Source organism: Sphingobium yanoikuyae (genome assembly GCF_034424525.1).
GTDB classification, from domain to species: Bacteria; Pseudomonadota; Alphaproteobacteria; order Sphingomonadales; family Sphingomonadaceae; genus Sphingobium; species Sphingobium yanoikuyae.
In genome coordinates this window covers 1-26,349 of sequence record NZ_CP139979.1, presented here as the reverse complement: position 1 = coordinate 26,349, position 26,349 = coordinate 1, and the positions used below count along the sequence as shown (strand labels likewise).

Annotated in this window: 24 protein-coding genes and 1 pseudogene; 13 read left to right on the top strand and 12 right to left on the bottom strand. The window is 65.4% G+C overall.

All coding sequences use genetic code 11. The features are described from left to right. Positions 1-11: 11 nt before the first annotated feature. The 3 genes from accC to U0025_RS00115 all read left to right on the top strand — a co-directional run bounded on the left by accC (position 12) and on the right by U0025_RS00115 (position 2,539). Complete coding sequence (gene accC, locus U0025_RS00125; protein WP_004210354.1) at positions 12-1,364, top strand: acetyl-CoA carboxylase biotin carboxylase subunit; 1,353 nt, start codon at positions 12-14, stop codon at positions 1,362-1,364. Beyond that, positions 1,361-1,705, top strand: a complete 345-nt coding sequence (locus tag U0025_RS00120; protein WP_004210353.1) for an arsenate reductase family protein — start codon at positions 1,361-1,363, stop codon at positions 1,703-1,705. Before accC ends, U0025_RS00120 begins: the two co-directional genes overlap by 4 nt. An 84-nt stretch (positions 1,706-1,789) precedes the next feature. Then, the gene (locus U0025_RS00115; protein WP_004210352.1) at positions 1,790-2,539 is read left to right on the top strand and encodes a ParA family protein; all 750 of its coding nucleotides are present in this window, start codon (positions 1,790-1,792) and stop codon (positions 2,537-2,539) included. Between the two features lie 9 nt (positions 2,540-2,548). Here the strand turns inward: U0025_RS00115 and U0025_RS00110 are convergent, their stop codons facing one another. After that, a complete protein-coding gene (locus U0025_RS00110) occupies positions 2,549-4,852 on the bottom strand; it encodes a putative bifunctional diguanylate cyclase/phosphodiesterase (protein WP_037490941.1) in 2,304 nt (767 codons plus the stop codon). Positions 4,853-4,960: 108 nt separating this feature from the next. Beyond that, positions 4,961-6,721: a fatty acyl-AMP ligase gene (locus U0025_RS00105; protein WP_004210350.1), complete on the bottom strand. Its 1,761-nt coding sequence runs from the start codon at positions 6,719-6,721 to the stop codon at positions 4,961-4,963. Between the two features lie 163 nt (positions 6,722-6,884). Between U0025_RS00105 and U0025_RS00100 the strand changes: the two genes are divergently transcribed. The 4 genes and pseudogenes from U0025_RS00100 to U0025_RS00085 form a co-directional block, all read left to right on the top strand. Then, positions 6,885-7,409, top strand: coding sequence for a regulatory protein RecX (locus tag U0025_RS00100; RefSeq protein WP_037491996.1), 525 nt, complete (start codon positions 6,885-6,887; stop codon positions 7,407-7,409). A 48-nt stretch (positions 7,410-7,457) separates the two neighbouring features. Further along, on the top strand, positions 7,458-8,015 hold the full coding sequence (locus U0025_RS00095) for a DUF192 domain-containing protein (protein ID WP_004210348.1): 558 nt from the start codon (positions 7,458-7,460) through the stop codon (positions 8,013-8,015). 50 nt (positions 8,016-8,065) lie between these two features. Beyond that, positions 8,066-8,464, top strand: a complete 399-nt coding sequence (locus U0025_RS00090) for an NADH:ubiquinone oxidoreductase subunit NDUFA12 (RefSeq protein ID WP_004210347.1) — start codon at positions 8,066-8,068, stop codon at positions 8,462-8,464. Next, a pseudogene (locus U0025_RS00085) lies at positions 8,461-8,877 on the top strand (DUF2155 domain-containing protein); the annotation flags it as partial. The gene U0025_RS00090 and the pseudogene U0025_RS00085, both read left to right, overlap by 4 nt. A gap of 35 nt (positions 8,878-8,912) precedes the next feature. Here the strand turns inward: U0025_RS00085 and aat are convergent. Continuing rightward, positions 8,913-9,665, bottom strand: coding sequence for a leucyl/phenylalanyl-tRNA--protein transferase (aat, locus tag U0025_RS00080; RefSeq protein WP_037490936.1), 753 nt, complete (start codon positions 9,663-9,665; stop codon positions 8,913-8,915). Positions 9,666-9,746: 81 nt separating this feature from the next. Between aat and U0025_RS00075 the strand changes: the two genes are divergently transcribed. After that, entirely contained in the window at positions 9,747-11,048 is a 1,302-nt protein-coding gene (locus U0025_RS00075) for a dipeptidase (RefSeq protein ID WP_004210344.1), read from the top strand. Between the two features lie 58 nt (positions 11,049-11,106). Here U0025_RS00075 and U0025_RS00070 read toward each other — a convergent pair whose 3' ends face one another. Both U0025_RS00070 and U0025_RS00065 read right to left on the bottom strand, forming a co-directional pair. Then, on the bottom strand, positions 11,107-12,144 hold the full coding sequence (locus U0025_RS00070) for a S66 peptidase family protein (RefSeq protein ID WP_004210342.1): 1,038 nt from the start codon (positions 12,142-12,144) through the stop codon (positions 11,107-11,109). Next, positions 12,141-12,587, bottom strand: a complete 447-nt coding sequence (locus tag U0025_RS00065; RefSeq protein ID WP_004210341.1) for a cupin domain-containing protein — start codon at positions 12,585-12,587, stop codon at positions 12,141-12,143. The genes U0025_RS00070 and U0025_RS00065 overlap by 4 nt, the downstream gene beginning before the upstream one ends. Before the next feature lie 53 nt (positions 12,588-12,640). Here U0025_RS00065 and dapE point away from each other — a divergent pair, with 53 nt between their 5' ends. Then, complete coding sequence (dapE, locus tag U0025_RS00060; RefSeq protein ID WP_004210339.1) at positions 12,641-13,783, top strand: succinyl-diaminopimelate desuccinylase; 1,143 nt, start codon at positions 12,641-12,643, stop codon at positions 13,781-13,783. Positions 13,784-14,267: 484 nt separating this feature from the next. On the opposite strand, the gene U0025_RS00055 is transcribed toward dapE, so the two are convergent. The 5 genes from U0025_RS00055 to secB form a co-directional block, all read right to left on the bottom strand. Next, the gene (locus tag U0025_RS00055; RefSeq protein WP_004210338.1) at positions 14,268-15,542 is read right to left on the bottom strand and encodes a dicarboxylate/amino acid:cation symporter; all 1,275 of its coding nucleotides are present in this window, start codon (positions 15,540-15,542) and stop codon (positions 14,268-14,270) included. 138 nt (positions 15,543-15,680) lie between these two features. Further along, positions 15,681-16,328: a DUF4136 domain-containing protein gene (locus U0025_RS00050; protein WP_004210337.1), complete on the bottom strand. Its 648-nt coding sequence runs from the start codon at positions 16,326-16,328 to the stop codon at positions 15,681-15,683. 210 nt (positions 16,329-16,538) lie between these two features. Further along, positions 16,539-17,543, bottom strand: coding sequence for a tryptophan--tRNA ligase (gene trpS, locus U0025_RS00045; RefSeq protein WP_004210335.1), 1,005 nt, complete (start codon positions 17,541-17,543; stop codon positions 16,539-16,541). A gap of 21 nt (positions 17,544-17,564) precedes the next feature. Next, on the bottom strand, positions 17,565-19,139 hold the full coding sequence (gene murJ, locus U0025_RS00040) for a murein biosynthesis integral membrane protein MurJ (RefSeq protein ID WP_004210333.1): 1,575 nt from the start codon (positions 19,137-19,139) through the stop codon (positions 17,565-17,567). Positions 19,140-19,262: 123 nt separating this feature from the next. Then, positions 19,263-19,766, bottom strand: a complete 504-nt coding sequence (secB, locus tag U0025_RS00035; protein WP_004210332.1) for a protein-export chaperone SecB — start codon at positions 19,764-19,766, stop codon at positions 19,263-19,265. A 221-nt stretch (positions 19,767-19,987) separates the two neighbouring features. Between secB and U0025_RS00030 the strand changes: the two genes are divergently transcribed. The 4 genes from U0025_RS00030 (at position 19,988) to U0025_RS00015 (ending at position 24,246) form a co-directional block, all read left to right on the top strand. After that, complete coding sequence (locus U0025_RS00030; RefSeq protein WP_037491994.1) at positions 19,988-20,644, top strand: Tim44/TimA family putative adaptor protein; 657 nt, start codon at positions 19,988-19,990, stop codon at positions 20,642-20,644. Beyond that, a complete protein-coding gene (gene mltA, locus U0025_RS00025; RefSeq protein ID WP_004210328.1) occupies positions 20,641-21,906 on the top strand; it encodes a murein transglycosylase A in 1,266 nt (421 codons plus the stop codon). Before U0025_RS00030 ends, mltA begins: the two co-directional genes overlap by 4 nt. Before the next feature lie 9 nt (positions 21,907-21,915). Next, positions 21,916-22,449, top strand: coding sequence for a Smr/MutS family protein (locus U0025_RS00020; RefSeq protein ID WP_037490930.1), 534 nt, complete (start codon positions 21,916-21,918; stop codon positions 22,447-22,449). A gap of 102 nt (positions 22,450-22,551) precedes the next feature. After that, positions 22,552-24,246, top strand: a complete 1,695-nt coding sequence (locus U0025_RS00015) for a putative bifunctional diguanylate cyclase/phosphodiesterase (protein ID WP_004210324.1) — start codon at positions 22,552-22,554, stop codon at positions 24,244-24,246. Here U0025_RS00015 and U0025_RS00010 read toward each other — a convergent pair. Together U0025_RS00010 and dnaA are read right to left on the bottom strand one after the other, a co-directional pair. Next, positions 24,243-24,863 (bottom strand): peptidylprolyl isomerase, encoded by a 621-nt coding sequence (locus tag U0025_RS00010; RefSeq protein WP_004210322.1) that lies wholly within the window; start codon positions 24,861-24,863, stop codon positions 24,243-24,245. The two genes, U0025_RS00015 and U0025_RS00010, sit on opposite strands and share 4 nt — an antisense overlap. A 67-nt stretch (positions 24,864-24,930) precedes the next feature. Continuing rightward, complete coding sequence (dnaA, locus tag U0025_RS00005) at positions 24,931-26,349, bottom strand: chromosomal replication initiator protein DnaA (protein WP_004210320.1); 1,419 nt, start codon at positions 26,347-26,349, stop codon at positions 24,931-24,933.

Genomic DNA, 26,349 nt, shown 5'->3' with positions numbered 1-26,349 from the left:
GCCGCGATCCCATGGCCATCGAAAAACTGCTGATCGCCAACCGGGGCGAAATCGCGCTGCGCATCCACCGCGCCTGCCATGAAATGGGCATCAAGACGGTGGCGGTCCATTCGACCGCCGACGCCGATGCCATGCATGTGCGCCTCGCCGACGAGGCGATCTGCATCGGGCCGCCCGCTGCCAAGGACAGCTATCTCAACATCGCCGCAATCATCTCGGCGGCTGAGATCAGCGGCGCCGACGCGATTCATCCGGGCTATGGCTTCCTCAGCGAAAACGCCAAGTTCGCCGAAATCGTAGAGGCCCATGGCCTCGCCTTTGTCGGTCCCAAGCCCGAACATATCCGCACCATGGGCGACAAGATCGAGGCGAAGCGTACCGCTGGCGCGCTCGGCCTGCCGCTGGTGCCGGGTTCGGACGGCGCCGTGAGCGATGTCGAGGAAGCGCGCGCAATTGCCGATGCTGCCGGCTATCCGGTGATCATCAAGGCCGCGTCCGGCGGCGGCGGTCGCGGCATGAAGGTCTGCACCTCGCCCGACCAGCTCGAAACGCTGATGCAGCAGGCCGGTTCGGAAGCGAAGGCCGCGTTCGGCGACGCCACCGTCTATATCGAGAAATATCTCGGCAATCCGCGCCACATCGAAATCCAGGTGTTCGGCGACGGCAATGGCAATGCCATTCACCTCGGCGAACGCGACTGCTCGCTGCAGCGTCGCCACCAGAAGGTGCTGGAAGAAGCGCCCTCGCCCGTCCTGAGCCAGGCCGAGCGCGAAAGGATCGGCGGCATCTGCGCCAAGGCGATGGCAGACATGGGCTATCGCGGCGCGGGCACCATCGAGTTCCTGTGGGAAAATGGCGAATTCTACTTCATCGAGATGAACACCCGCCTGCAGGTGGAACATCCGGTGACCGAGATGATCACCGGCCTCGACCTGGTGCGCGAACAGATCCGCGTTGCCGAAGGCAAGCCCCTGTCGGTGAACCAGGAAGATATCCGCTTCACCGGCCATGCGATCGAATGCCGCATCAACGCGGAAGATCCCAAGACCTTCGCGCCTTCGCCGGGCACCGTCACCAGCTATCATGTTCCGGGCGGCATGCATGTCCGCGTCGATAGCGGCCTGTATCAGGGCTATAAGGTGCCGCCTTATTATGACTCCATGATCGGCAAGCTGATCGTCTATGGCCGCACCCGCGAGGGCGCGATCATGCGTCTGCGCCGCGCGCTGGAGGAATATGTGATCGAAGGGATGAAGACCACCATCCCGCTGCATCAGGCGCTGCTGAAGGATCCCGAATTCCTCAACGGTGACTATACGATCAAGTGGCTGGAAGAATGGCTTGCCCGTGAGGATGGCCAGTGAAGGCCACCATCTGGCACAATCCCAAATGCGGCACGTCGCGCAAGACGCTGGCGATCCTTGAGGAAACGCCCGGCGTCGAGGTGGAGGTGGTCGAATATCTCAAGACCCCCTTCACCCGCGACAAGCTGGCCCAGCTGTTCGCCGACGCCGGGATGACTCCGGCCGAAGCGGTCCGCAAGATGGGCACCGATGCCGAGGAACGCGGCCTGTCGGACATGACGGCGGATGCGATCCTGGACGAGATGGCGGCCAATCCGGCCTATGTGAACCGCCCCTTCGTCGAAACCGAAAAGGGCGTGCGCTTCTGCCGCCCCCAGGACAAGGTTCTGGAAATTCTCTGAATATCAGCCGCTTGTCACGCCCATGTAACAAGCGGCTGATTTGAGCCCTTGCTTTGACGGGGGGAAGCCGTAGCTTCCTCTCCCATGGCAAAGGAACCGGCATTGGCGACCATCGCCGTCTACAGCCTCAAGGGGGGCGTTGGCAAAACCACCTTTTCGGTCAACCTCGCCTGGGCGGCGGCGAGCATATCGAAGCGGCGGACCCTGCTCTGGGATCTCGACCCGCAGGCGGCGTCGAGCTGGCTCTTCTCCACCGATCTTGAAAGCCGCGATGCGGCCCAGGCCATCTTCAGCAAAGATGTCGAGGTCCGCAAGCTGATCCAACCCACCACCGTGCCGGGTCTGGACCTGATCGCCGCCGACACCTCGCTGCGCAGCCTCGACCATCTGTTCCGCGAGATGGACAAGAAGAAGCGGCTGGCCAAGCTGATCGAGAGCCTGGGCAAGGATTATGACCGCATCATCCTCGATTGCCCACCGGGCCTCACCGAAACCAGCGAGCAGGTGCTGCGCGCCGCGGACCTGATCGTCATCCCGGTCATCCCCTCCCCCCTGTCGCAGCGCGCGATGGGCGAGGTGGCACGCTATCTGGTCCAGCGCGGCGGCAATCATGCGCCGATCCTGCCGGTCTATTCGATGGTCGACCGCCGCCGCAGCCTGCATCGCAAGGCACTGGACGAGCAGCCCGGCTGGGGAGCGATCCCGATGGCCAGCACGATCGAGCAGATGACGGTCCGTCGCAAGCCACTGGGCGCCTTCGCCCCCGCCTCGCCCCCGGCCCAGGCCTTCGGCGCGCTATGGACGATGGTCGAACGGCAGGTTCAGCAGGGCTGAGGCCGTGCCTCAGCCTACGGCGCAGGCCTGCGCCGGCGGATCGGGGAACAGGCGCGCCGCATCCTGTGGCAGCATCGGCCGGCCATAATAATAGCCCTGCACTTTCTTGCAGCCCAGCCGGCGCACCATGTCCAGTTCGGTCGCGGTTTCCACCCCTTCCGCCGTGGTCGACATGCCCAGGCTTTCCGCCAGCGTCACCACCGCCCGGATGATCGCCAGATTCTCCGGCGTGTTATGCGCCGCTCCGACGACGAAGCTGCGGTCGATCTTGATCGTGTTGAAACGGGTGCGGCTGAGATAGCCGAGCGAGGAATAGCCGGTGCCGAAATCGTCGAGCGACAATTGTATGCCCATCGCCTGCAACTGATCCAGCACGCGCAGCGCGCCGTCATCCTCATGCATGAACACGCTTTCGGTGACCTCCAGCTCCAGCCGCCGCGCATCGAGCCCGCTCTGGGCCAGCGCATTGATCACCGCGGATATGAAGTTGGACTGATGCAATTGCTCCGCCGACACGTTGACGGCAACCCTTATATGCGCGGGCCAGCGCATCGCCTCGCGGCAGGCGGTCCGCAGCACCCATTCGCCGATCGGCCCGATCAACCGTGCCTCTTCGGCCACCGGCACGAATTTCGACGGCGGGATCGGCCCCAGTTCGGGATGGGTCCAGCGCGCCAGCGCCTCGAACCCGGTAATCACGCCTGAGGTGGCATCCACCACCGGCTGATAGAGAAGATGGAGCTGATCCTTTTCCAGCGCCTCGCGCAGCGCCTGCTCCAGCCGCTGCCGTTCCTCGGCCTTGGCATGCAACTGCGGCTCATAGGGGCAATGGACGCCGCCGCCTTCGTCCTTGGCGCGATAGAGCGCCAGATCGGCGCTGCGGATGATCGATTCGGACTGATGCCCATCGATAGGCGAGACGGCCGAGCCGACCGACGCCCCGACATGCAGCACATGCTGATCGATCTGATAGGGGGCCGACAGGGCGTCGATGATCGCGATCGACAGGCGCGCCACCGCCCGGTCGTCGTCGATCCGCGCAATCACCACGCCAAATTCATCGCCACCGATACGACCGCAAAAGCCGGCACCGCCACAGACATGGCGCAGACGCTGCGCCACCTGGCTGAGCAGCTGGTCGCCGACCTGATGGCCCAGGCTGTCATTGATCGCCTTGAACCGGTCGAGATCGAGCATCAGGAACGCGCAGCCGGGCCGGCGATTGCCGGTGTCTGCCATCGCCTGATCCAGCGCATCGCGCAGATGGGCGCGGTTGGGCAGGCCGGTAAGCGTGTCGAACCGCGCCAACTGGGCGATCTTGTCGGCCGATTCCCGCTGGATGGTGATGTCCGACCCGACACCGCGAAAGCCCTGGAAATTGCCATTGTCATCATAGCGGGGCGAGGCCGACAGTTCGAGCCAGCGCGTGCGCCCCTGCACATCGACGGGCAACGCCAGATTGCTGAAGCTTTCCCGCCGCTTGAGATGATCCGCCAGGCTATGCAGGCTGGAGGCGAAGCGGCCGCTTTCCCATCCGGCGCCGGCCAGAACCTGGACCAGCGGCGCCCCTTCCAGCGCCTGCGGCGTCATGCCGACGCTTTCGGCGAAACGCTGGGATACGCCGCTGATCCGGCGCAGCGCATCGGTCTGCCACAGCCAGTCGGATGCGCCCTGCTCATATTCGCGCAGCAACAGGCTGACGACTTCGGTCTGCTCGGCCAGCTGGACCGTGGTGCTGTGCTGGCGCGCGAAGGTGCGGGCATAGATGAGGCAACCGACCAGCAGCGACAGTGCATAGCTGGTGGCGAGCGCCCGCAGCGGTAACAGGGTTTCGCCGTCGAACATCGCCGACAGGCCGACGATGCAGGGCACCAGGAAAGCGATCGCGGCCAGCGGCGTCGCCGCATAGCTGATTGCGCCGCACACCATGATGCAGCTGATGAGGGTCCAGAGCGCCACGAGATGCTCAGCCCCCTCTCCCCTCGAAAAAAGCGTCATGCAGGCCGCCCAGACCAGGCCGTGCAGCAGGCCGGTCAGGGCATGGCGGCGCAGGTCGCGCGCCTGCGGCACGCCGCCGGCACCGATCTTCCGGCGATGGATCAACAGGGCACTGATAGCAACGGCACCGATCAGCGCGACGCTCCAGCCGATCATGACGGTCGCCGAAACATGGCTGCCAAACACGCGCCAGAGGAACAGCAGGCCGAACACGTTCATCGCCAGACGCAGCAGCGCGACGCTATCTGCCGACTGCAACTGGGCAGTCAGGACGCGCATATCGGCTTCATCGACGAGGCGTGCGAGCCCCATCATCGCCCTTAGCGAACCCCGTCCCTGTCGGTCGGTTTCGGATTGCCCTTGCTCGATACCCACATGCCCGGCCTAGCAGGCAATGGTTATCAATCGGTATGCGTCGCCCGATCAGGCAGCGATATCGTAAGGACGGATCTCGCCGGTCAGATAGAGGTTGCGTGCCTTGGACCGGCTGAGCTTGCCGGAGCTGGTGCGCGGCAGGGTGCGCGGCGGCACCAGTTCGACGACGCAGTTCATGCCGGTGATGGCGCGAACCCGCTCGCGAATCTGGTCGCGCAGACGCGAACGCTCCTCATTGTCGGAGGTGCGGCAATGGACCAGCACCGCCGGCGCTTCCTCGCCGCCCGGCGTGGTGATCGCGAAGGCGGCAATGTCGCCCTGCTTGAAGCCCGGCAGCTGCTCCACGGCCCATTCGATATCCTGGGGCCAGTGATTCTTGCCGTTGATGATGATCATGTCCTTGGCGCGGCCGACAATGTAGAGATAGCCATCGGACAGATAGCCCATGTCGCCCGTATCCAGCCAGCCATCGGCCATGCAGGCTTCGGTCGCTTCGGGATCGCGGAAATAGCCGACCATCAGCGATGGGCCGGTGGTCCAGACCTTGCCGATCTGGCGCTCGTTCATCAGGCCGCCATCCTCGTCGCGGATCTCGACGATCATGTCCTTGGCGGGCTTGCCGCAATTGACGATCGAGCGGAAACGCTGCGGACGGCCTTCCGGTGCGGCACCGCCCGACAGGTCGGTTTCCTCGACCAGCTCGACGATGATGCCTTCGCCCGGCGGCATGATGGTGACCGCCAGAGTGGCTTCGGCCAGGCCATAGCTCGGCAGGAACGCCTTGGGGCTGAAGCCGGCATCGCCAAACGCATCGACAAAGCTCTGCATCACGTCGGGGCGAATCATGTCGGCACCGTTGCCGGCCAGGCGCCAGCGCGACAGGTCGAAACGGTCGGCCGCCTTGGTCTGGCTCGACATGCGACGCGCGCAGATGTCGTAGCCGAAGGTCGGCGAATAGCTGATCGAGGTGCCTTCATTGCGGCTGATCAGGTCCAGCCAAGCCAGCGGACGGCGGGCGAAATCCTCGGTCTTCATATAGTCGGTCGACACCTGATTGGCGACGACCGACAGGAAGCAGCCGACCAAGCCCATGTCATGATACCAGGGCAGCCAGCTGATGCAGCGATCGCTTTCCTGCACTTCCATGCCATGGCTGTGCGCCGACAGGTTGCTGAGCAGCGCATGGTGCGTCACCGCGACGCCATGGGGGAAGCGGGTCGAACCACTCGAATATTGCAGATAGGCGATTTCCTCGCCCTTGGCCTGCGGCAGGTCGCAGGGGACCGTGTCGCGGGCGATGAAATCCTCGAAGGCGATGCTCTCGACCGACTTCTGCCGACCGGATTCGCCCGCCATGTCCTCCAGTTCCTTGGGGAAGAGGAACAGCATCGGGTCACAGCTCGACAGCTGGACATTGAGCTGGTCGATATAGCTTTCCTTGCCGCCAAAGCTGGTCGGCAACGGCAGCGGCACCGGCCAGGCACCGGCATAGACGATGCCGAAGAACAGCATGGCGAAGTCGGCGCCGGTTTCGGCGACCAGAGCGACGCGGTCTTCCGGCTTCACGCCATGAGCAATCAGGCGATGGGCACAGGCGATCGCGTCCTCGCGCAGTTCGCTGAACGGATAGGGCCGCGCCAGATTGCCGCGCGCATCATGGAAATTGAGACCGCGCTTGCCCTGCGCCGCATAATCCAACGCTTCGCCCAACGTCTCGAAATCGGAGAAGCGGCGCGGAAGAACATCGTTGGTCGGCGTAGGTGCCATCATAATCTGCGAACCCGTCATATTGGTGTCACCCAATGTCATATCTGTCATATTCCGGCGGCCGCTATCAGTTTTGACGTCGACTTGCACCGGATAGTTTCAATCCAGCCTGTGCTTCTAGACCATAAGGCGCGGTAAAATTCCGGCCCGACTGTGGCATAAAGATGGCGCTTAGCGCATGATGGTGCACAATGCACGACCGGTCATGACCAGCAAACGCCCGCCCCCACCCCTGGACGAAGACGCATTGCGCGAATTGGCGCTGCGCTATGTCGGCCGGTTCGCGACCAGCCGCGGCAAGCTGCTCGCCTATCTTGCGCGCAAATTGCGCGAGCGCGGATGGGGCGGGGAAGCGCCGGCCGATCCCGAAGCGCTGGTCGCCCGCTTCGCGGAACTTGGCTATGTCGACGACAGCGGCTTCGCCCTGATGAAGAGCGCGGCGCTCGGCCGGCGCGGCTATGGCGCCCGCCGCATCACTGAAACATTGCGCGCCGCCGGCATAGGGGAGGCCGATCGTGGCGCCGCCGATGCCCAGGCACAGGCCGATCGCTGGGCGGCAGCTGACCGATTCGCGCGACGCAAGCGGATCGGCCCCTATGCGATGCAGGCGCCCGATCCCAAGGGGCGGGAGAAGGCGATCGCCGCCTTCCTGCGCGCCGGCCACGACTATGCCCTGGCCCGGCGCTGGGTCGATGCTGCACCCGGCGACTTCCCCGACGCGGAGGATTGAGGGTTAATTCTCTCCCGCACCTCCCCGAAACCCGCTAGGCAGGATCGCTTGATCCTTACCCGACTGCTTCTCGCCGCCGCCCTGCCCGCGCTGCTCCTGGCCTGCTCTGCCAAGCCCGATGCCGGCGCCGATGCTGCAAATGACAGCGGCAATGTTCAGGCCGCCGCACCGCAGGGCGCGCTGCTCCCCCTCGTCATCCACACGGCGAAGGGAGTGCATCGCTTCGACGTGGAAGTCGCCCGGACCGAGGCGGAGCAGGAACAGGGGCTGATGTTCCGCAAGGCACTGGATGCCGACAAGGGCATGCTCTTCCCGATGGAGCCGCCGCGCACCGCCAGCTTCTGGATGAAGAACACGATCATCCCGCTCGACATGCTGTTCATTCATACCGACGGCACGATCGCCTTCATCGGCGCCAATGTCGCCCCCTATTCGCGCGAGCCGGTGTCCGCCGGCGTTCCGGTGGTGGCAGTGCTGGAACTGCGCGGCGGCCGCGCCGCGGAACTGGGAATCAAGGAAGGCGACCGCCTGGCCTGGGGCAAATGCGCAACAACCGACGGCAAGAGCGCGATCGACCTCGATTTCTGCCCGACAACCGCCCGTTAGGGCCATATCGTCCTTGCCCACGTCAATCCCAGCGGCTAAGCGCATCGGCCATGGGTATCCTGGCAAACATCTTCACCTGGTGGAATGGCGCCACCTTTGGCACCTGGCTCTTCACGGCCCGCAAGGGCACGAAAGTGGGCGAGGACCATCAGGGCAATGTCTATTATGAAGGCGGCGTCGATCCGAACGGCCTGACGCGCCGCTGGGTGATGTATAACGGCGCCAATGATTCGAGCCGCGTGCCGGCCGAATGGCATGGCTGGCTGCACCACTCGATCGAGGGCACGCCCGAGAGCTTCCTGCCGCCGCCGCGCATCTGGGAAAAGGAATTCACCCCCAACGCGACCGGCACTGCCAACGCCTATCGTCCGTCGGGCGCGCTCGAAAAGGGCGGCCAGCGCCAGAAGGCGACCGGCGATTACGAGGCTTGGAGCCCCGACGCGGCATGATTCGGCGTCCGGCGGGGGGATTCCCGCCGATCCTGCTTGGCGCGCCGCTTCTGGGGTGCGCGCTGCTGGCGGCCTGCGGTCGCAATGATGCGCCAGAAGCGAATCAGAGCGGCCCGGTAAAGATCGAGGGCCAGCCTATCCGCAACGCGGACGAGGCCAGCCTGTCCGGCACGCCGATGGCCGAGCGCACCGCCGTCATAGGCCTGCTCAACAAGCGCAACGGCCTGACCCGCGACCTGACGATGAAGCCCGGCGAGGCGCTGCGCGTCGGCGACGCCATCGTCCGCCTGCAGGCGTGCGAGACCACGGCCCCCTGGGAAAATGTGCAGGAAACCGGCGCCTTCGTGCAGTTGGACGTGCGCAGCAGTTCCGACGGCAAGTGGCGCCGCAATTTTTCCGGCTGGCTGTTCCGCGAACGGCCCGACCGCAATGTCGTCCAGCACCCGGTCTATGACGTCTGGGTCAAGAGATGCACGATGGAATGGCCCGAAAGCGGCCCTGCCACGGTCAAGCTGGGCGACAAGGGCAAGGTGCCTGCCGCCGCATCGCCGGCCAGCGGCGCAAATGCCAGTCCGGCCGCCGCGCCAGAACCGGCCGACAGCACCGCGTCGCCCGCTCCCAGCGGCACGTCGCCGACGGCAACGCCCAACAACTGAAGATAGTCGCGCTGGCTGATTTCCTGCGCGCCCATGCTGCGCAGATGATCGGTCATGAACTGGCAGTCGAGCAGGCCGAAGCCGCCAAAGCGCATCCGCGCCACCAGCCAGGCCAGCGCCACCTTTGACGCATCGGTGCGGCGCGACACCATGGACTCGCCGAAAAAGGCACCACCCAGCGCCACGCCATAGAGGCCGCCGACCAGTTCATCCCCGTCCCAGCATTCGATCGAATGGGCAAAGCCCAGTTCGTGGAGATGGCGATAGGCGCGCTCGATCGGGCCATTGATCCAGGTCGACGGACGATCGGGCGCGGCTTGCGCACATAGGGCGACGATGCCGGCAAAGGCGCGGTTGGCGGTGACGCGAAACCTGTCCTGCCGGATCGTCTTTGACAGCGAACGTGACAGGTGAAGGCCATGGAGCGGCAGGATCGCCCGCCTTTTGGGCTCGACCCAATAGACATCGTCGGCCTGCCGGTCATCGGACATCGGAAACACACCGATGGCATAGGCCTGCAGCAGCAACAGCGGATCAATCGTCATCGTTTCAAGGGTCTAGCCAATGTCGCACCCGCCCGCCAGCCGCGATTGACTTGATCCGTCGCCCCCCTAGTCTCCCGCGCCATGACATCCCTCCGCCTCGCAGCCCTGCCGCTGCTCCTCGCCACCGTCGCCCTCCCCTTTACTGCGTCGGCCGCGCCCGCGTCCGATCCCTATGCGGCGCGAATCGCCAAGGTGCTGAAGGCCACCCCGCTGATCGACGGCCATAATGACTGGCCCGAAGCGATGGCCGGCAAGGCCGGCGACGCCCGCTGGACCATGCCGCTCGAGCAGCTCGATCCCAGCCAATATCATACCGACATCACCCGCCTGCGGGCCGGGCAGATGGGCGGGCAATTCTGGTCCGTCTGGGTGTCGGCCGACCTGCCCGAACTGCAGCAGGTGAAGGACACGGTCGAGCAGATCGAACTGGTCCACAGCCTCGCCCGCCGCTACCCGCAGGACTTCACCCTCGCCACCTCCGCTGCCGAGGTTCGCGCCGCGCACAAGGCCGGTCGAATCGCGTCGATGATCGGGGTCGAGGGCGGCGGCCAGATCGACGGCAGCCTGGCCGTGCTGCGCGCCTATCACGACCTTGGCGCCGGCTATCTGACGCTGACCCACAGCCGGACCATCGCCTGGGCCGACAGTGCCACCGACAATCCGCAGCATGACGGTCTCACCCCGTTCGGCGAGGCGGTGGTGCATGAACTCAACCGCCTGGGCATGCTGGTCGACCTCGCCCATGTCAGCGAAGGCGTGATGCTGGACGCACTGAAGATCAGCAAGGCGCCGGTCATCTTCTCCCATTCCAGCGCACGCGCGCTGTGCGACACGCCGCGCAACGTGTCCGACGCGATCCTGAAGCAGGTCGCGGCCAATGGCGGCGTGGTCATGGTCAATTTCGCGCCGCAATATGTGTCGGAGGCCCGCCGGGTCTGGAGCGCGGCGCGCAGCGCGGAAATGGCCCGCTATAACGCCCCGCCCTTTGGCGGCCTCTATATCGGTGATCCCGAGGGCGCGAAGAAGGCGCTGGCGGAATGGGAAAAGGCCAATCCCGAACCGGTCGTCACCCTGTCGATGGTCGCCGACCATATCGACCATATCGCCAAGGTTGCGGGCGTCGACCATGTCGGCATCGGCAGCGATTTCGACGGCGTGGGATCGCTGCCCCAGGGGCTGGGCAGCGTCGCCACCTATCCCGCGCTGCTGGCCGAACTGATGCGCCGCGGCTGGAGCGATGCCGACATCGCCAAGCTGGCCGGCGAGAATGTGCTGCGCGTCATGGCGGCGGCCGAGAAGGTTGCAGAGGGGATGAAAGGCGAGCCGATCGGCAATGGCACCGTCGCCTCGCTGGACGGCGCCAAGCCCGCAACAAAGGAATAGAGCCTGATTCACGCCATCGCTGGAAGCGCGGAGCGCTTCCAGCTCAAACGATCAGGCTCTAACTGACAGCCGGCTCCAACAACCGGATCGTACCCGCGTCCGCGTCGATTTCGGCGCGGGCGCCGACCGGCAGGCTGAACTGGTTGGCGATATGGCCGAACAGCGCGCCCTGGAAAGCGGGGATGCCGAGCGGCGCCAGATGCTGCTCCAGCACTTCCGACAGGGTGAAGCCGCCATAGGACACGCCGGTGGCCGTGCAACTGGTGCATTGGCCGAAGACGAATCCGGCGAGCTTTGGCAATATGCCCGCCAGCGACAATTGGGTCAGCATCCGGTCGATGCGATATTCCGCCTCGTTGGTTTCCTCCACGAACAGGATCGCGCCGGTGAAATCGGGCAACCAGGGCGTGCCCATCAGCGCCGTCAGCACGGTGAGATTGCCACCCAGCAGCCGCCCGCTCGCCTTGCCGCTGCCAAAGGTGCGGATGCGGCCGCTGCGCGGCACCAGCCTATCCTCCGTCCCCACCGGATTGACATAGGTCGGTGTCGCCCCGTCGAACGCCACCGCGCGAAAACTGTCCCAGCTGAGCTTGCCCCAGCCGCTGGCGGCATTGGGGCCATGGATGGTGGTGAAGCCGGCGCGGGCCGCAAAGGCGAGATGCAGCGCCGTGATATCGGAAAAGCCGGTCAACAGCTTGGGATTGGCGCGGATCGTCTTGAAATCGAGATAGGGTAGCATGCGCGCGCAGCCCCAGCCGCCGCGCACCGCGAACACCGCCTTCACCTCCGGATCGGCATACATGGCGTTGACGTCGGCGGCGCGGTCGGCATCCTTGCCCGCCAGATAGCCATAGCGCTCGACCAGATGCGGCGCGGCCTTGGGCTTGAGCCCCATCGCCCGGATCGTCTCCTTGACCAGGTCCAGATCGAAGGCGTCATCGGTGAAACCCGCCGGCTCGACCAGGCCGACCACATCCCCTTCGCGCAGGCGCGGCGGCCGGATCAGCCCGGCGGGCGCCGCTGCCGAAACCGAGGGCACGCCCGCCGCGACCACAGCACCACTTATTCCGGCCAGCAACCCACGACGATCCATCATGCAAAAACGCTCCCATCCTTGTGGCGATAGACCCCACCGGACAGGTGCAGATCGATATCGGGATAATGGCAATCACTGACAGACGGACGGCCAAAGGCAAGCAACACGCAGTCCTCATCGCTTTCGTTAAGCAGATGATGGCCATCCGCCACACCCTTGGGAAAGGCCGCCATGTCGCCCGGTGCCATCGGCGTGCGCCCGCCCTCCTCGACCAGCACCGCCTCGCTCGACAGCAGGACGACAAATTCGTCCTCGCCCTCATGCCAGTGGCGTTGCGATGAGGCTGCGCCGGGTTTCAGCACGACGTGGCTGACGCCGAAATCGCCAAGACCCGTCGCCGGGGCCAGCCGGCGATAGTAGCGACCGGCCACCGCCAGCGCATGATCGCCCGGATAGCCGGTGGCATTGCTTTGTGAAATGGCGGCGAGATCGATCTTCGGCATGGCCCCTCTCCTCTGCGCTGGTCAAGAAAGACGGCTTTCGCTAACGCTGCCCCATGACCAAGACCAGCACCAATCATGACGCCCTGGCCCTGGCCGAGCGTCTGCTCGCCTGCCCCTCCGTCACCCCGGCCGTCGGCGATGTGTTCGCCGAACTGGAAGCGATGCTGGTCCCGCTGGGCTTCACCGTAGACCGTTTCGTCAGCGGCGTCGCGCCCGACGGCCCGGTCGAAAATCTGCTCGCCTGGCGCACCACCGGCGCCGGCCCGCATTTCGCCTTTGCCGGCCATCTCGACGTCGTCCCGCCCGGCCATGGCTGGGCCAGCGATCCTTTCACCCCGGTGGTGCGCGGCGACCTGCTCTACGGCCGCGGCGCGGTCGACATGAAGGGCGCGATCGCTGCCTTCGTCGCGGCGCTGCACGAACTGCCCGATGCCCTGCCCGGCACGATCAGCCTGATCATCACCGGTGACGAGGAAGGCCCGGCCACCTATGGCACACTCGCGCTGATGGACCGGATGGTCGCCCATGGCCTGCACCCCGACATGTGCCTGGTCGGCGAACCCACCTCCTCGGCCCGGCTGGGCGACGTGGTGAAGATCGGCCGGCGCGGCTCGGTCAACATGTGGATCAAGGTGGCGGGCACGCAGGGCCATGTCGCCTATCCCCACCTGGCCGACAATCCGATCCCGGCGCTGGTCCGCATCCTGGCCAAAGTGGATGCCGAAGTGCTGGACGAGGGCACCGACTGGTTCCAGCCCAGCAATATCGAGATCACCGACCTGGAAGTCGGCAACCCGGCCCATAATGTCATCCCGGCCGCGGCGACGGCGCGCATCTCGATCCGCTTCAACGACCAGCATAGCGGCGCGTCGCTGATCGATCGGATCAGCGCGATCGCGGCGAGCGAGGGCGGCACGGTGGACGCCAAGATCAGCGGCGAGCCTTTCCTGACTCAGCCGGGCACGCTCTCCACCTTGATCAGCGATGCGATCCGCGACGTGACGGGCCTCGACACCGAATTGTCGACCACCGGCGGCACGTCCGATGCGCGCTTCCTCTCGCGCCTCTGCCCGGTGGCCGAATTCGGCCTCAACAATGCGACGATGCACAAGCTGGACGAGGCCGTCGCGGTCGCCGACCTGCACGACCTGACCCGCATCTACACGCTGATCACAGAACGGGCGCTGCGGGGCTAGATTAACCGCCTGCCTGGAAGCAATTCGTCCAGAGCGGGCGCCCAAGCCCGGCATGACGGGTGAGCATGATCACATCTTGAACAGGGGAGCAGTTGCCTTCTGCTCCGCGATCATTCCTCTTCGGGATATCCGCATGCGCATTTCGCAGGCTCCCGCCAATCCGCGGTAAGTTCCTCGACCTTTGCGATCTGCGTGGAACAGGACGGGCACCAGACCCCGAATTCATCAACATAAGACCAGCTAGTATCGGGCCAGCAGACTTTCTGATTCATCAAATTTCTCCGTGGCGCACCGTTTGGAGCGATCCACGAAGAGACACCAGTTAAAGAAAGGTAATCTTGCTACGTGGCGGCCTGTAGCTTGGCCTTACTTGACGAAGGCCGGACCGATGGCTCGCTCCTACTCCTTAGCTCCTGATCGCGATGCCCCGGACGGGAGGCAAGAACAATATTATGAAAAATCATGATAAAAATTGCCGCAGCAATCAATTGGCATCATCTTTCCCCGTATCTTCACGTAAATTGAAGCCAACAGGCATCGTGCCAATTCGGTCGATGATGCGGGTCACACCCATGTCGGCGGTGACATTACCAACGGTGCGGAAAATGTCCGGCACGGTTTCGACGGCGAGCAGCAGCGGTAGCGCCTCGACCGGGACGCCCATGGCGAGGCAAATGGGACCGGTGGTGGTGAAGAAGGTGATCTGGCTGGGCAGGCCGACCGCCGCCAGGCTGACGATCGCGGCGACCGCGACGCCCAGCATGATCTGCACCGGGCCGAGCGCTACTCCGTTCATCGCCGCCACATAGAGGGCGACGCCCAGATTGGCGGGCGGACTGGTGATGCGGAACAGCGAGATGGCGAGCGGCAGCACGATCGAGCGCGTGCTTTCTCGCACCGCCAGCGGGCCGTCGCTCGCCGCGATCATCGCCGGCAGCGAGGCGATCGAGCTTTGCGTCGAAAAGGCGATGAGCTGCGCCGGCAAGGCCGCACGGGCGAAGCGACCCGGCCCAATCCGGCCCAGCAGGCTCACCAGCGGATAGACCAGCGCCGTCACGGCCAGGCAAATGAGGACGATGAAAGCGATATAGTGGAGCAGCGCCCCGGCGGTGGCGAGGCCGGAGCGGCTACCGGCGACCAGTGCCAGGGCGAACACCCCGATCGGGGCGAGCCACAGCACCCAGCCGACGACGATCAGCAGCGTATCGACCAGCGCGGCGAGGAAGCCCGTCAGCGCGGCGCGCCGCTCCTCCGCCACCCGCGTCACGGCAAAACCGAAGACGAGGGCGAAGAGGACGACGGCGACCACCTGTCCCTCGGCCGCACTGCGGATCGGGTTGGCCGGGATGAAACCCAGCAACCATTCGGCGGACGGGCGAACGCCGGGCACCTCGCTGGCCGGCCCCGCCCCGGTGAGCGCCCCCACAGCGCCAGCCGGCACTGGCCAGAATTGCAGCAGCAACGGCCCCAGCAGCGCCGCGACAGCCGCCGAGGCAGTGAGCAGCAGCGCAAACAGGATCAGCGTTCGGGTCGCCGTGCCGCTGGTCCGCGCCGTGCTGGCGGCGGATGCAACGCCGGTGACGAGCAGCGCAAAGATCAGCGGAATGAGCGGCATCTGGAGCCCGTTGAGCCAGGCCTTGCCGACCGGTCGGGCGATATCGACGATGCGCGCATCCAGCGCGCCGCCCAATTCCGACAGGGCAATGCCGCACGCCAGCCCCGCGACCAGCGCTATCATGATCCTGACCGTCAACGACATGTGCATTCCCCCTGACGCGTGACGGCATCACTCCCCTGCCAATCAGCCTAAAAGCTTGCAGGCAAAAAGAAAGCCCGGCGATCGCAGGGACCGCCGGGCAATTTTGGCCTGGCTGGGAGCCGACCGTATCTTGACTGCTCAGCCCTTCTTTTCGGGCGGCAGGGTGATCTTCACATCCTCGCCATTCTGGCCGGGAAAATTGGTGAACATCGCGTCGATCAGATTGGGCACCAGATAGGTCAGCTTGTTGGACAGCGACTGGGCGCTGGCCTTGCCCTCGAACAGGCGCAGATTGTCGGCCGCACGGTCGATCTTCATGCTGAGATCGCTGGTGTAGACGGTGTAGCTCGACACGTCGTTGAAGCCGGCACCGCCGAACAGCCAGGGATCATAGAAGCCATAGCCCCAGGGGCGACCCCAGCGGCCATAGCCCCAGCCACCACCGAAATAGGGGCTCGGTCCGAAGCCACCGGTCGAGCGCACACGCTCCCGGCCATTGTCGACATCATAGGCGACACGCACGATGAGGTCGGCCTTGGCCGGATCGCCAGCGGCGACATAGCCGGTCTGGGTCAGGCGTTGCCCGACCATCTGGGCATAATGGGAAAATTCGAGCCCACCGGCGAGCTTGGGATCGTCGGCAACGATCGTGTAGCTCTGCCCTGCGGGTGCGGGGAGCTGCTGGAAACGGGCGACGTCCGCCTTGAACGACGTGGCGCAGCCGGACAGGGCCACCAACGCCAGCGCGGGCGCTGCGAAAAGGCCGATCTTGCTGAAAGCTTTCATTTTTTCGCGTCCTGAATCAGGCGGATGCCTGTTAGTCTTCTTGCGCCCTGCTCTAGCAAAACGCAACTGAACATCGTTTGAACGCACCAACCCGTCGATTGGACGCAAGCCATGTCCGGTCAATGAAGGGACGGAGCGGCGGCGCCCATTCCGTATGCCTGCCACAGGGGATGGACTCTTTCCCCGCCCCCTGTGGCATCAGGGCATCACTCAGCGCATCAGGCCCATGGCGTCATAGGCCGCGCGCAGGGTCGGTTCGGCTGCCGCCGCCGCCTTGGCCGCACCCTTGTCGAGGATCGCATCGAGCGCGGCATCGTCGGTGCGCAGTTCCACGAAGCGCTCGCGCATCGGCCGCAGCGTTTCGACCAGCAATTCACCCAGCGCCGGCTTGAACGCGCCGAAGCCCTTGCCGGCGAACTGCGCGCAGACCGCATCGGGCGTGCTGTTCGACAGGGTGGCGTAGATGCCGATCAGGTTGGTCGCTTCCGGACGACCGGCCAGGCCTTCCGCCGTTTCCGGCAGCGGCTCGGGATCGGTCTTGGCCTTCTTCACCTTGGTCATGATCGCATCATCCTCGTCGGTCAGGTTGATGCGGCTCAGGTCCGAGGGGTCGGACTTGGACATTTTCGCCGTGCCGTCGCGCAGCGACATGATGCGCGCCGATTCCTTGGGGATGATCGGGGCCGGCAGGGTGAAGACATCGACGCCGAAATCGGTGTTGAACTTGGTGGCGATGTCGCGCGACAGCTCCAGATGCTGCTTCTGGTCCTCGCCCACGGGAACATGGGTCGCCTGATAGAGCAGGATGTCGGCCGCCTGCAGCACCGGATAGACGAACAGGCCGACCGACGCGCCCTCGCGGTCCTTGCCCGCCTTGTCCTTGAACTGGGTCATGCGGTTGAGCCAGCCGATGCGCGCGGTGCCGTTCAGGAGCCAGGCGAGTTCGGCATGGGCCGGCACGCGCGCCTGGTTGAAGAGGACCGAGCGATCGGGATCGATGCCCGATGCGACCAGGGCGGCGGCCATGTCGCGTACGTTGCGGATGCGCTGCTCGCGCCCTTCATGCACGGTGATCGAGTGCATGTCGGCAAGGAAGAAGAAGCACTGGCTGCCTTCATCCATCTCGTCCTGCATCTTCACCCAGTTGCGGATCGCGCCAAGGTAGTTGCCAAGGTGCAGATTGCCGGTGGGCTGGATGCCGGAAAGGACGCGCATTACTCTAATCCATTCTGTTGGTTATGGGGTGCCTCGCCGCCGCATCAGCGCCTTGAGGTCGGATAGGCGATAGGCGCCGGTGACGAAGCAAGCCAGCCCGTACAGCGCGACGCCCGCGCCGACAAGCAGGGCAAGCCCGATATAGCGGCTGACCATAGGGCCCGAGAGCATCGGATCGAGCAGATCCTCGCCCGCCCAGAGCGCCAGCCCCATCACCACCGCCGCCACGGCGAGGCGCGGGATACGGCGGCGCAGCTGCGGGTCTGCCGTAAAATGCCCACGCGCGACCAGCGTGCGATAGAGCATCGCGACATTGACGGTGGAGGAGAGCGCGGTGGCGAGCGGCGGCCCGATATGACCGAGCGTCGGGATCATCGCGAGATTGCCGACGATATTGATGGCGATCGACAGCATCGCATAGCGCACCGGCGTCTTCGTATCGCCGCGCGCATAATAGCCCGGCGTCAGCACCTTCACGAGCACATAGCTGGGCAGGCCGATCGAGAAGGCGGAGAGCGCCCAGCCGCAGCGCATCGCGTCCTCGGCGCTGAAGCGGCCATATTGGAACAGGCCGCGCACGATCGGTTCGGCCACGGTGATGAAGGCGACGGTTGCCGGCAGGGTCAGGAACAGGGCGAGTTCGATGCCCCGGTTCTGCGTCTCCATCGCCGCCTGATCCTCGCCCTTCGAGAGCATGCGCGAGATGGTGGGGAGAAGGATGGTGCCAAGGCCGATGCCGATCAGGCCGAGCGGCAACTGATTCAACCGGTCGGCATAATAGATATAGGTGATCGAGCCCGAGGCGAGCAGCCAGCCCGACAGCGCCGTGGAGATCAAGAGGTTGATCTGCGACGCGCCGGCGCCGGCAGCGGCCGGCACGATCAGGCGCAGCAGCTCGCGCACGTCGGCGTCGAGGCGCGGACGCTTCAATTTCATCGAGACGCCGGCCCGCTTGCAGGCCCAGATCAACCAGAGGAGTTGCAACGCCCCGCCGACCGTGACCGACATCGCCTGAACACGCGCGGTTTCATATTCGTCGGCGCCGTGGAAGAACCACAGGCCCGCGATCATCGCGACGTTGAGCAGGATCGGTGCGGCCGCATTGACCCAGAATTTGTCGAGCGAGTTCAAGATTCCGCCCAGCAGCGAGGCCAAGCTGATCAGCGCCAGATAGGGAATGGTGATGCGCGACAAAGTGACGGCGAAGGCGAACTGATCCGGTGTCGGATTCTGGCGCGAAAAGCCGCCCGACAGCGCCCAGGTGATCGGCCAGGCCGCCGCCAGCAGGACGATCGTGAACAGGATCAGCACCGGCAGCAGCACGGCCAGCGCCCGCTCTGCGAAATGATAGCCGTCCGCCATGCCGCCCGGCCCGGCCGCCTTCTTGTTGAACAGCGGGATGAAGGCGGCGGAGAAGGCCCCCTCCGCAAAGAGGGCGCGAAACATGTTGGGCAGGCGGAAGGCCACGCCGTTGAAGGCGTCCGACGCGAAGCCGGCACCGACATAACGGGCCGCGAGCGAATCGCGCACCAGCGCCAGCACCCGGCTGGCGAGCGTCAGCCCGCCGACCGAGCCAAGGGCCTTCACCAGTTTCATGGCAATCTCCGTTCGGGCTGAGCGAAGTCGAAGCCCTGCCCTGAGCGTAGCGAAAGGGCTTCGCTACGCTCAGCCGCGCCCTTCGACAGGCTCAGGGCGAACGGATGGGTATTCATGATGCAATCAGGCGTGGCCGGCGGGTTCGCCTGCGGTCTGCTGCATCTGTTCGGCCTGCTGCAGGTAGAGCGCACCGAAATCGATCGGATCGAGCAGCAGCGGCGGGAAGCCGCCGTCGCGGATCGCGTCGGCCAGCACGCGGCGCGCGAAGGGGAAGACGAGGCGCGGCGCTTCGGCCAGCATGAAGGGCTGGATCTGGTCCTCGGGCACGTTGCGCATGCCGAACAGCGCGGCATAGACCAGTTCGACGGCAAAGGCGGTGCCCTGCGGCGCGACGGCCTTCACTTCGATCTTCAGCGCGATTTCCAGCACTTCGTCACCGACGCGGTCGGCACCGATGTTGAACTGGACGTCGATCTGCGGCTGGTCCTGCCACTGATAGACGGCCGGGGCGTTCGGATTTTCGAACGACAGATCCTTCACATATTGGCTGATCAGCGCAATCTGCGGCGCGGTGTCGGCGCCATTGCCGGTCACGTTGGTCTGGATGGTGTCGGCTTCGTCGGCCATTGTCCTCAAATCCTTGCTGATCGTTCGTTGCTCGAAGGGCCGGAACGGCCCGCGATATCGATCCGCGCGCTTAGCAGTGGCGAAAGATCAGGGCAATGCCGCCCGACAGGAAGCAACGTCGGCCAATTGCTGCGCATTACAGGGCAAGCCGATATTTGAAGTATCGTGCAAACATGCCTATGTTGATGGAACATCATCCCGAACAAAGGGTATTTGCCTCCGTGTACGTGATCGTCATCCTCGCCATGATTGCCGGCTTCCTGGCACTGCGGCTCTATTCCGTTCTTGGAAAGCGGACGGGCCATGAGCAGGAGCCTGCGCTGCGTCCGGCGGAGGAACGCGCCAAGGTAGGCGGGTTGCAGCCCCGCCCGATGCCGGAAGCGACGGGCGATTCGGTTCGTCTGGCCGAAGGGCTCATTACCCCGGCGGGCGAAGCAGGCGTGCGCGCGCTGATCAGTGCCGATCGCAGCTTTGACGTGCCGCAGTTCGTCGAAGGCGCCAAGAGCGCCTACAAGATGGTGCTGGAAGCCTTCTGGCGCGGTGATCGCGACGAACTGGCCTGGCTGTGCGACGCCGATGTTCTCGGTTCCTTCGAGGAAGCGATCGCGGCGCGCGAAGCCGAGGGCCACGTGCTCGACAATCGCCTGGTGCGGATCGAGAAGGCACAGATCGTCGATGCCAGCGTCAATGGCCGTATCGCCGAAGTTTCGCTGCGGTTCGAGGCGGACATTGCCGCCGTCACCCGTGATAAGGACGGCAATGTCATTGCCGGGTCGCTGACCGACGCGGTCGGCACCAACGACATCTGGACCTTCACCCGCGACATCCGCAGCGCGGATCCCAACTGGAAGCTCAGCGAAACCGACGAGGCGGCGTGAGCCTGCGTCATTCGGGGGGAGCGCTGCTTGCGGCGCTGATGCTGTCCGCCTGCGCGGGCGGCGTCATTCCGCCATCGGCCGGCGGCCCTGCGCCAAGCCGGCCGAGCGGTGGCGGCGAAGGCGCGATCCGGCCGGTTCCGGCCACGCCCCGCCCCACCCTGCCGCCGAAATTGCCGACCGTATCGCCGAGCGACCTGTCCACGGACCAGGCCAATGCCGCCGGCCTGGGCGTCACGCCCGGCCCCGACATTGCCAGCCTGATCCCGTCCGGTGAGCGCGCCCGCGCCGCCCTGCAGGCCTTCCGCATTTCCTGTCCGACGCTGATGAAGCGCACCGACCAGAGCGGCCTGACGCGCGGATCGGACTGGAACAGCGCCTGCAGCGCGGCGTCGAGCTGGCCCGAAGCCACCGCTGCCGAGTTTTTCTCCCGCTATTTCGAGGCGGTGCAGGTGGGCGAGGGCAAGGCCTTCGTCACCGGCTATTATGAACCGGAAATCGCCGGGTCGCGCACCCGCCAGCCCGGCTATCAGGTGCCGATCTATCGCCGCCCGGCGGAACTGATCGACGTCAACCTCGGCCTGTTCAGCGACAGCCTGAAGGGCCGTACCATCCGCGGCAAGGTGCAGGGCAGCAATTTCGTGCCGTTCGACGAGCGATCGCAGATCGTCGACGGATCGCTCGCCGGGCGCGGGCTGGAACTGGCCTGGGCCGCCGACCCGGTCGAATTCTTCTTTCTGCAGGTCCAGGGCAGTGGTCGGCTGACCCTGCCCGACGGCGGGGTGATGCGCATCGGCTATGACGGGCAGAATGGGCGCGACTATACCGGCATCGGCAAGCTGATGAAGGATCGTGGCCTGATCCAGGCCGGGTCGATGCAGGACATCATGCAATATCTGCGCGCCCACCCCGCTGAGGGCGCGGCGATCATGAACGAGAATAAGAGCTTCGTCTTCTTCCGTGAATTGACCGGCGCGGGACCGATCGGCGCGCTGGGCGTACCGGTTACGGCCGAGGCGACGGTGGCAGCCGACCCCAAATATATTCCACTGGGCGCCCCTGTCCTGCTGTCGCTGGACCGGGCCGAACCCAATGGCATCTGGATCGCCCAGGACACCGGCGGCGCGATCAAGGGCGCCAATCGGTTCGACAGTTTCTGGGGGGCAGGCGACCGCGCGCGCGGCATTGCCGGCGGCATGTCCGCTCGGGGCAGCGCACTGATATTGCTGCCGATCGGGTCCGCCGCACGGCTGGCGCGCCCGTGATCGCGCGCCATGCGACGCCGGACCCTATCTTCTGAAGAGCAGGCGCTCTGGGGCGCATTGACGCGTTCGGTCCGGCCGCTGCGGCCGGGGATGATGCGCCCGCCCCTGCCCGTTGTCGCCCCGGCGCCGACCCCGGAAACAAGGTTAACGCCGCAGCCTGCCAAGGCGGTGCCGATCACCCCCGCCCGCACGCCCGCAGCCGTACTCGACACTGGCTGGGAAAAGCGAATCCGTAGCGGCAACATCGCCCCCGACATGTCGATCGACCTGCACGGCCATAATCTGGCCGGCGCCCATGTCAGGCTTAATCAGGCGCTGGCGGCAGCGATTGCCCGTGATGTCCGGGTGCTGCTGGTCGTGACCGGCAAGCCGCCGAAAGCCAGCAGCCACGGGGATTCGAGCCGTCGCGGCGCGATCCGGGGCGAGATCGGACACTGGCTGGAGACCAGCCCCTATGCCGATCGCATCGCCAGCGTGCGCATTGCCCATCCCCGCCATGGCGGCGACGGCGCCATCTACCTGATCCTGCGCCGCAAAAAATGACGCAATTTGCGCAGCCACTGACCTTTTCTTAACCACTGTCCTTCATATCCGCCTGATCCAGCAGCACCGATTACCGGGGGCTTTGAGCAGGCAGGGAGGCACATGCAGGGCGTGACAGTGAAAAGCCGCGCTGCTGCCTTTGCCTGTGCGGCCGGCGCGCTCGTCTTCATCCTGTCGCTGCTATTGGGCCATGGCGCGGCCGACGATCTGGTCGATGTCGGCCGATCCCTGATCATCGCGATCCTGTGCGGCACGATGAGCTGGGCGTCGGCCCAGCGCACCATCGCCGCCACCGCAAGCGCCATCGATACCGCGACGGAGCGGCTGCTGGCCGCCGCCCATGGCGATCTTCATTCCCATGTCCCCGCCGAGATCGGGTTGGAACTGCCCGACCTGTCGGTGGCGATGGAAAGCCTGTTCAGCCAGGTCCGCACCAATCTGGACCATGTCCAGACATTGGCGCTGTTCGACCAGGTGACCGGCCTTGCCAACCGTACCAGCTTCTGCCGACAGGTCGAACGCCTGCTCGTCGAACGTTGCGGCTCGGGACCGGCGGCCTTGTTCTTCATCGACCTGGACGGATTCAAGGCGGTCAACGATACGCTGGGCCATGCGGCCGGCGACCAGTTGCTGGCGCGGGTGGCAGGCCGCCTGCGCGAAGTGGTGATGGCGCAGGTCAGCGCAGGCCTGGGCGACGCCGTGATCGGCCGCCTGGCCGGCGACGAGTTCACCATGTTCTTCCCCACCCTGCCCAATCGCGAGGCAGCCACGCGCATCGCGCGCGCCATCCAGTTCGCGCTGGGCGAGCGATTCGAACTGGGCAGCCAGCATGTCGATCTGGGCGCGTCGATCGGCATCGCCTGCTATCCCGACCATGGCGACAGCCTGTCCGCGCTGCTGCGATCGGCCGACATCGCCATGTATCATGCCAAGCATGAAGGCCGGGGTCGCGCCGAGATGTTCACCGCCGAATTGGCGCTGGAAGCGGCGGACCGCGCCGAACTGGAACGCGACCTGCTGCTGGGGCTGGAGCGCGACGAATTCCTGCTGGAATTTCAGCCGCAGATCGAAATGCGCCATGGCGGCGTAGCCCATGCGGTCACGGCCGAGGCGCTGGTGCGCTGGGTCCATCCCGAACGCGCGCTGATCATGCCCGGCGCCTTCGTGCCGGTTGCAGAGGAAAGCGGCATGATCGTCGCGCTGGGCGACTGGGTCATGAGCCGGGTATGCGAGACCGCTGCGCGCTGGGCGCGATCGGGCGTGCATCAGCGAATCGCTATCAACATTTCGACCCGCGAACTGGCACAGGCCGATTTCTTCCTGCGCCTGCGCCACGCCATGGCGACGCACCAGACCCCGCCGGCTATGCTGGAGCTGGAGATCACCGAATCGCTGGCGATGGACATGGACGAGCGCGTGCTGGGGCAGCTCAGCGCGCTGCGACAGGATGGCGTGCGAATCGCCATCGACGATTTCGGCACCGGCTATTCCAACCTGGCCCGGCTGCGTGAATTGCCGGTCGACCGGGTGAAGATAGACCGCAGCCTGGTGCGCGACATCGTGACCTCCGCAGAGGCGCGGACGATCTGCAGCGCGGTCGTCGGCCTGATTCAGGGCCTTGGCATGGAAGTGGTAATCGAAGGGGTCGAGACGCAAGCGCAGATGGACATGCTGCGCGTCATCGGCTGCACCCTGTTCCAAGGCTATCATCTCGCCCGGCCGATGGGCGAGGCGCAATATCTGGATCGATATGCCGCCGCGCCCACCGTCGAACCGACGGAACGACGCAGCCTCTAACAGGGCAGGCGCCGGGCCGACAGGATCTTGACCGTCGGCTCCAGCATCTGCCCCTTCATCACGCCATTGCCGGCGGTGGGCGATTTCGGACCGGCCTGGATGGCCTTCACGATATCCAGCCCCTCGACCACATGCGCGAAGACGGCAAAGCCCTGATTGTCGCCGGCCGATTCGGGCTGCGCGTCCATCGCCGGCATCTTGCCCAGCACGATGAAGAAATCCCCGGTTGCGCTGCCCGGTGCATAGCGCGCCATCGACAGCGCACCGTCATCATGGGTGAGGCCCGTCTGACTGGTCGGCTCATGCTTGATCGGCGGCAGGACGCGCTTGGGATCATTCTGTGTCCCGCCCTGGATGAAGCCATAGTCCGGGCCGCCGACGGCACGATAGAAGACGGTGCCGTCGAACCGTTTCTGATCGACATAGCGCAGGAAATTGCCGGCCGTGACCGGTGCCTTGTCGGGATGCAGCGCCACCACGATGCGCCCGGCACTCGTATCGAGCGCTACCCGCACATCGCTTGACGCGGCAGGCGGCGAAACCGGGGTTGGAGACTGGGCCAGCAGCGAGCCGGAGGCCAGCGCGGCGAGGAGGAACAGGGCCAGGGTGCGGATCATGGCATCAAGCCTAGTCCAACCACCCTGCCCTGTCAGCCCATGGAGTCAGCCATGGTTGGGGCTGCTATCAGCCTTCCAGCTGGCGCATCAGGGCGCGGACGTCGGCGTCCATGTCCGGATGGCTTTCACGCAGCTTCTCGATCGTGCGCACCGCGTGAATCACCGTGCTGTGATCGCGACCGCCAAAGGTACGGCCGATTTCCGGCAGCGAGCGCGGCGTCATCTTCTTCGAGATATACATCGCCACCTGACGCGGACGCGCGACAGCGCGCGCACGGCGCTTCGACTTCATTTCCGACAGGTCGATCTTGAAATGCGCGGCGCAGGCCTTCTGGATCTCGTCGATGGTCAGGCGACGCACATTGGCGCGCACTGCGTCGGCGAGCATGGTCTGGGCAAATTCCAGATCGATCGAGCGACCGGTCAGCTGGCCATAGGCCACCAGCTTGTTGAATGCGCCTTCCAGTTCGCGCACGTTCGAACGGATCGAACGGGCAAGGAAGTCGATCACCGCATCGGGCACCGGCGGATCGCCGGCATGGGCGCGGCGCGCCTCCAGAATCGCAAGGCGCAGATCGAGACCCGCCGGACGGATATCGGCCACTAGGCCGCCCGCCAGACGCGACAGGATGCGCGGATCAATGCCGTCCAGCATCTGCGGCGCGCGGTCGGCGGTCACGACGATACGGGCGCCGGTATCGATCAGGTCGTTGATCGTGTGGAGGAATTCTTCCTGGGTCGAGCCCTTGCCGGCGATGAACTGGATATCGTCGATCAGCAGCAGGCGCGCGGCGCGCAGGCGGGCCTTGAACGCCATCGTCTCGTTCGAGCGCATCGCATTGACGAACTCGACCATGAAGCGTTCGGCCGACATGTAGAGCACCGGCGCGCTCGGCGAATGGGCCGAGAAGGCCCGCGCGATCGAGTGCAGCAGGTGCGTCTTGCCCTGGCCGGTACCGCCATGGATGAAGAGCGGCGTGAAGCGGGGCTCCGCCTCGCCCGCCATCGCCAGCGCCGCCGAATAGGCGAGCTGGTTGGTCTCACCCGGAACGAACTGGTCAAAGGCGTGGCGCGGCTGGAAGTTGCAGGCGACGGTCGGCGCAGCGGCAACGATCGCCGGCGCGGTCACGGCTGCGGCCACGTCGCGCTTCACCTCCAGCAGGCGCGGGCCCGACGAATCGGGCGCACGGCGCAGGCGCACTTCACGCACGCCGGCGCCCGAGCAGCGCCAGGCCATGCGCAGGCGATCGCCAAACTGGCCGGAAACGAAATTCGCGCTGAAATCCGACGCAAAATGGAGATCCAGCGTCTGCGAATCGGGGCAATAGTCACCCAGGCGCGCAGGCTTCAACCATTGGTCGAACATGCGCGCGCCGATGTCGCGGCGCAGACCGGTGCGGATGGTCGTCCAGGCGGATTCCAGGCGGGCCATATCTGCCGCTGCCTCTCCGTCCTGAATTCCAAGCACCGCCGCATTATCCTTCAT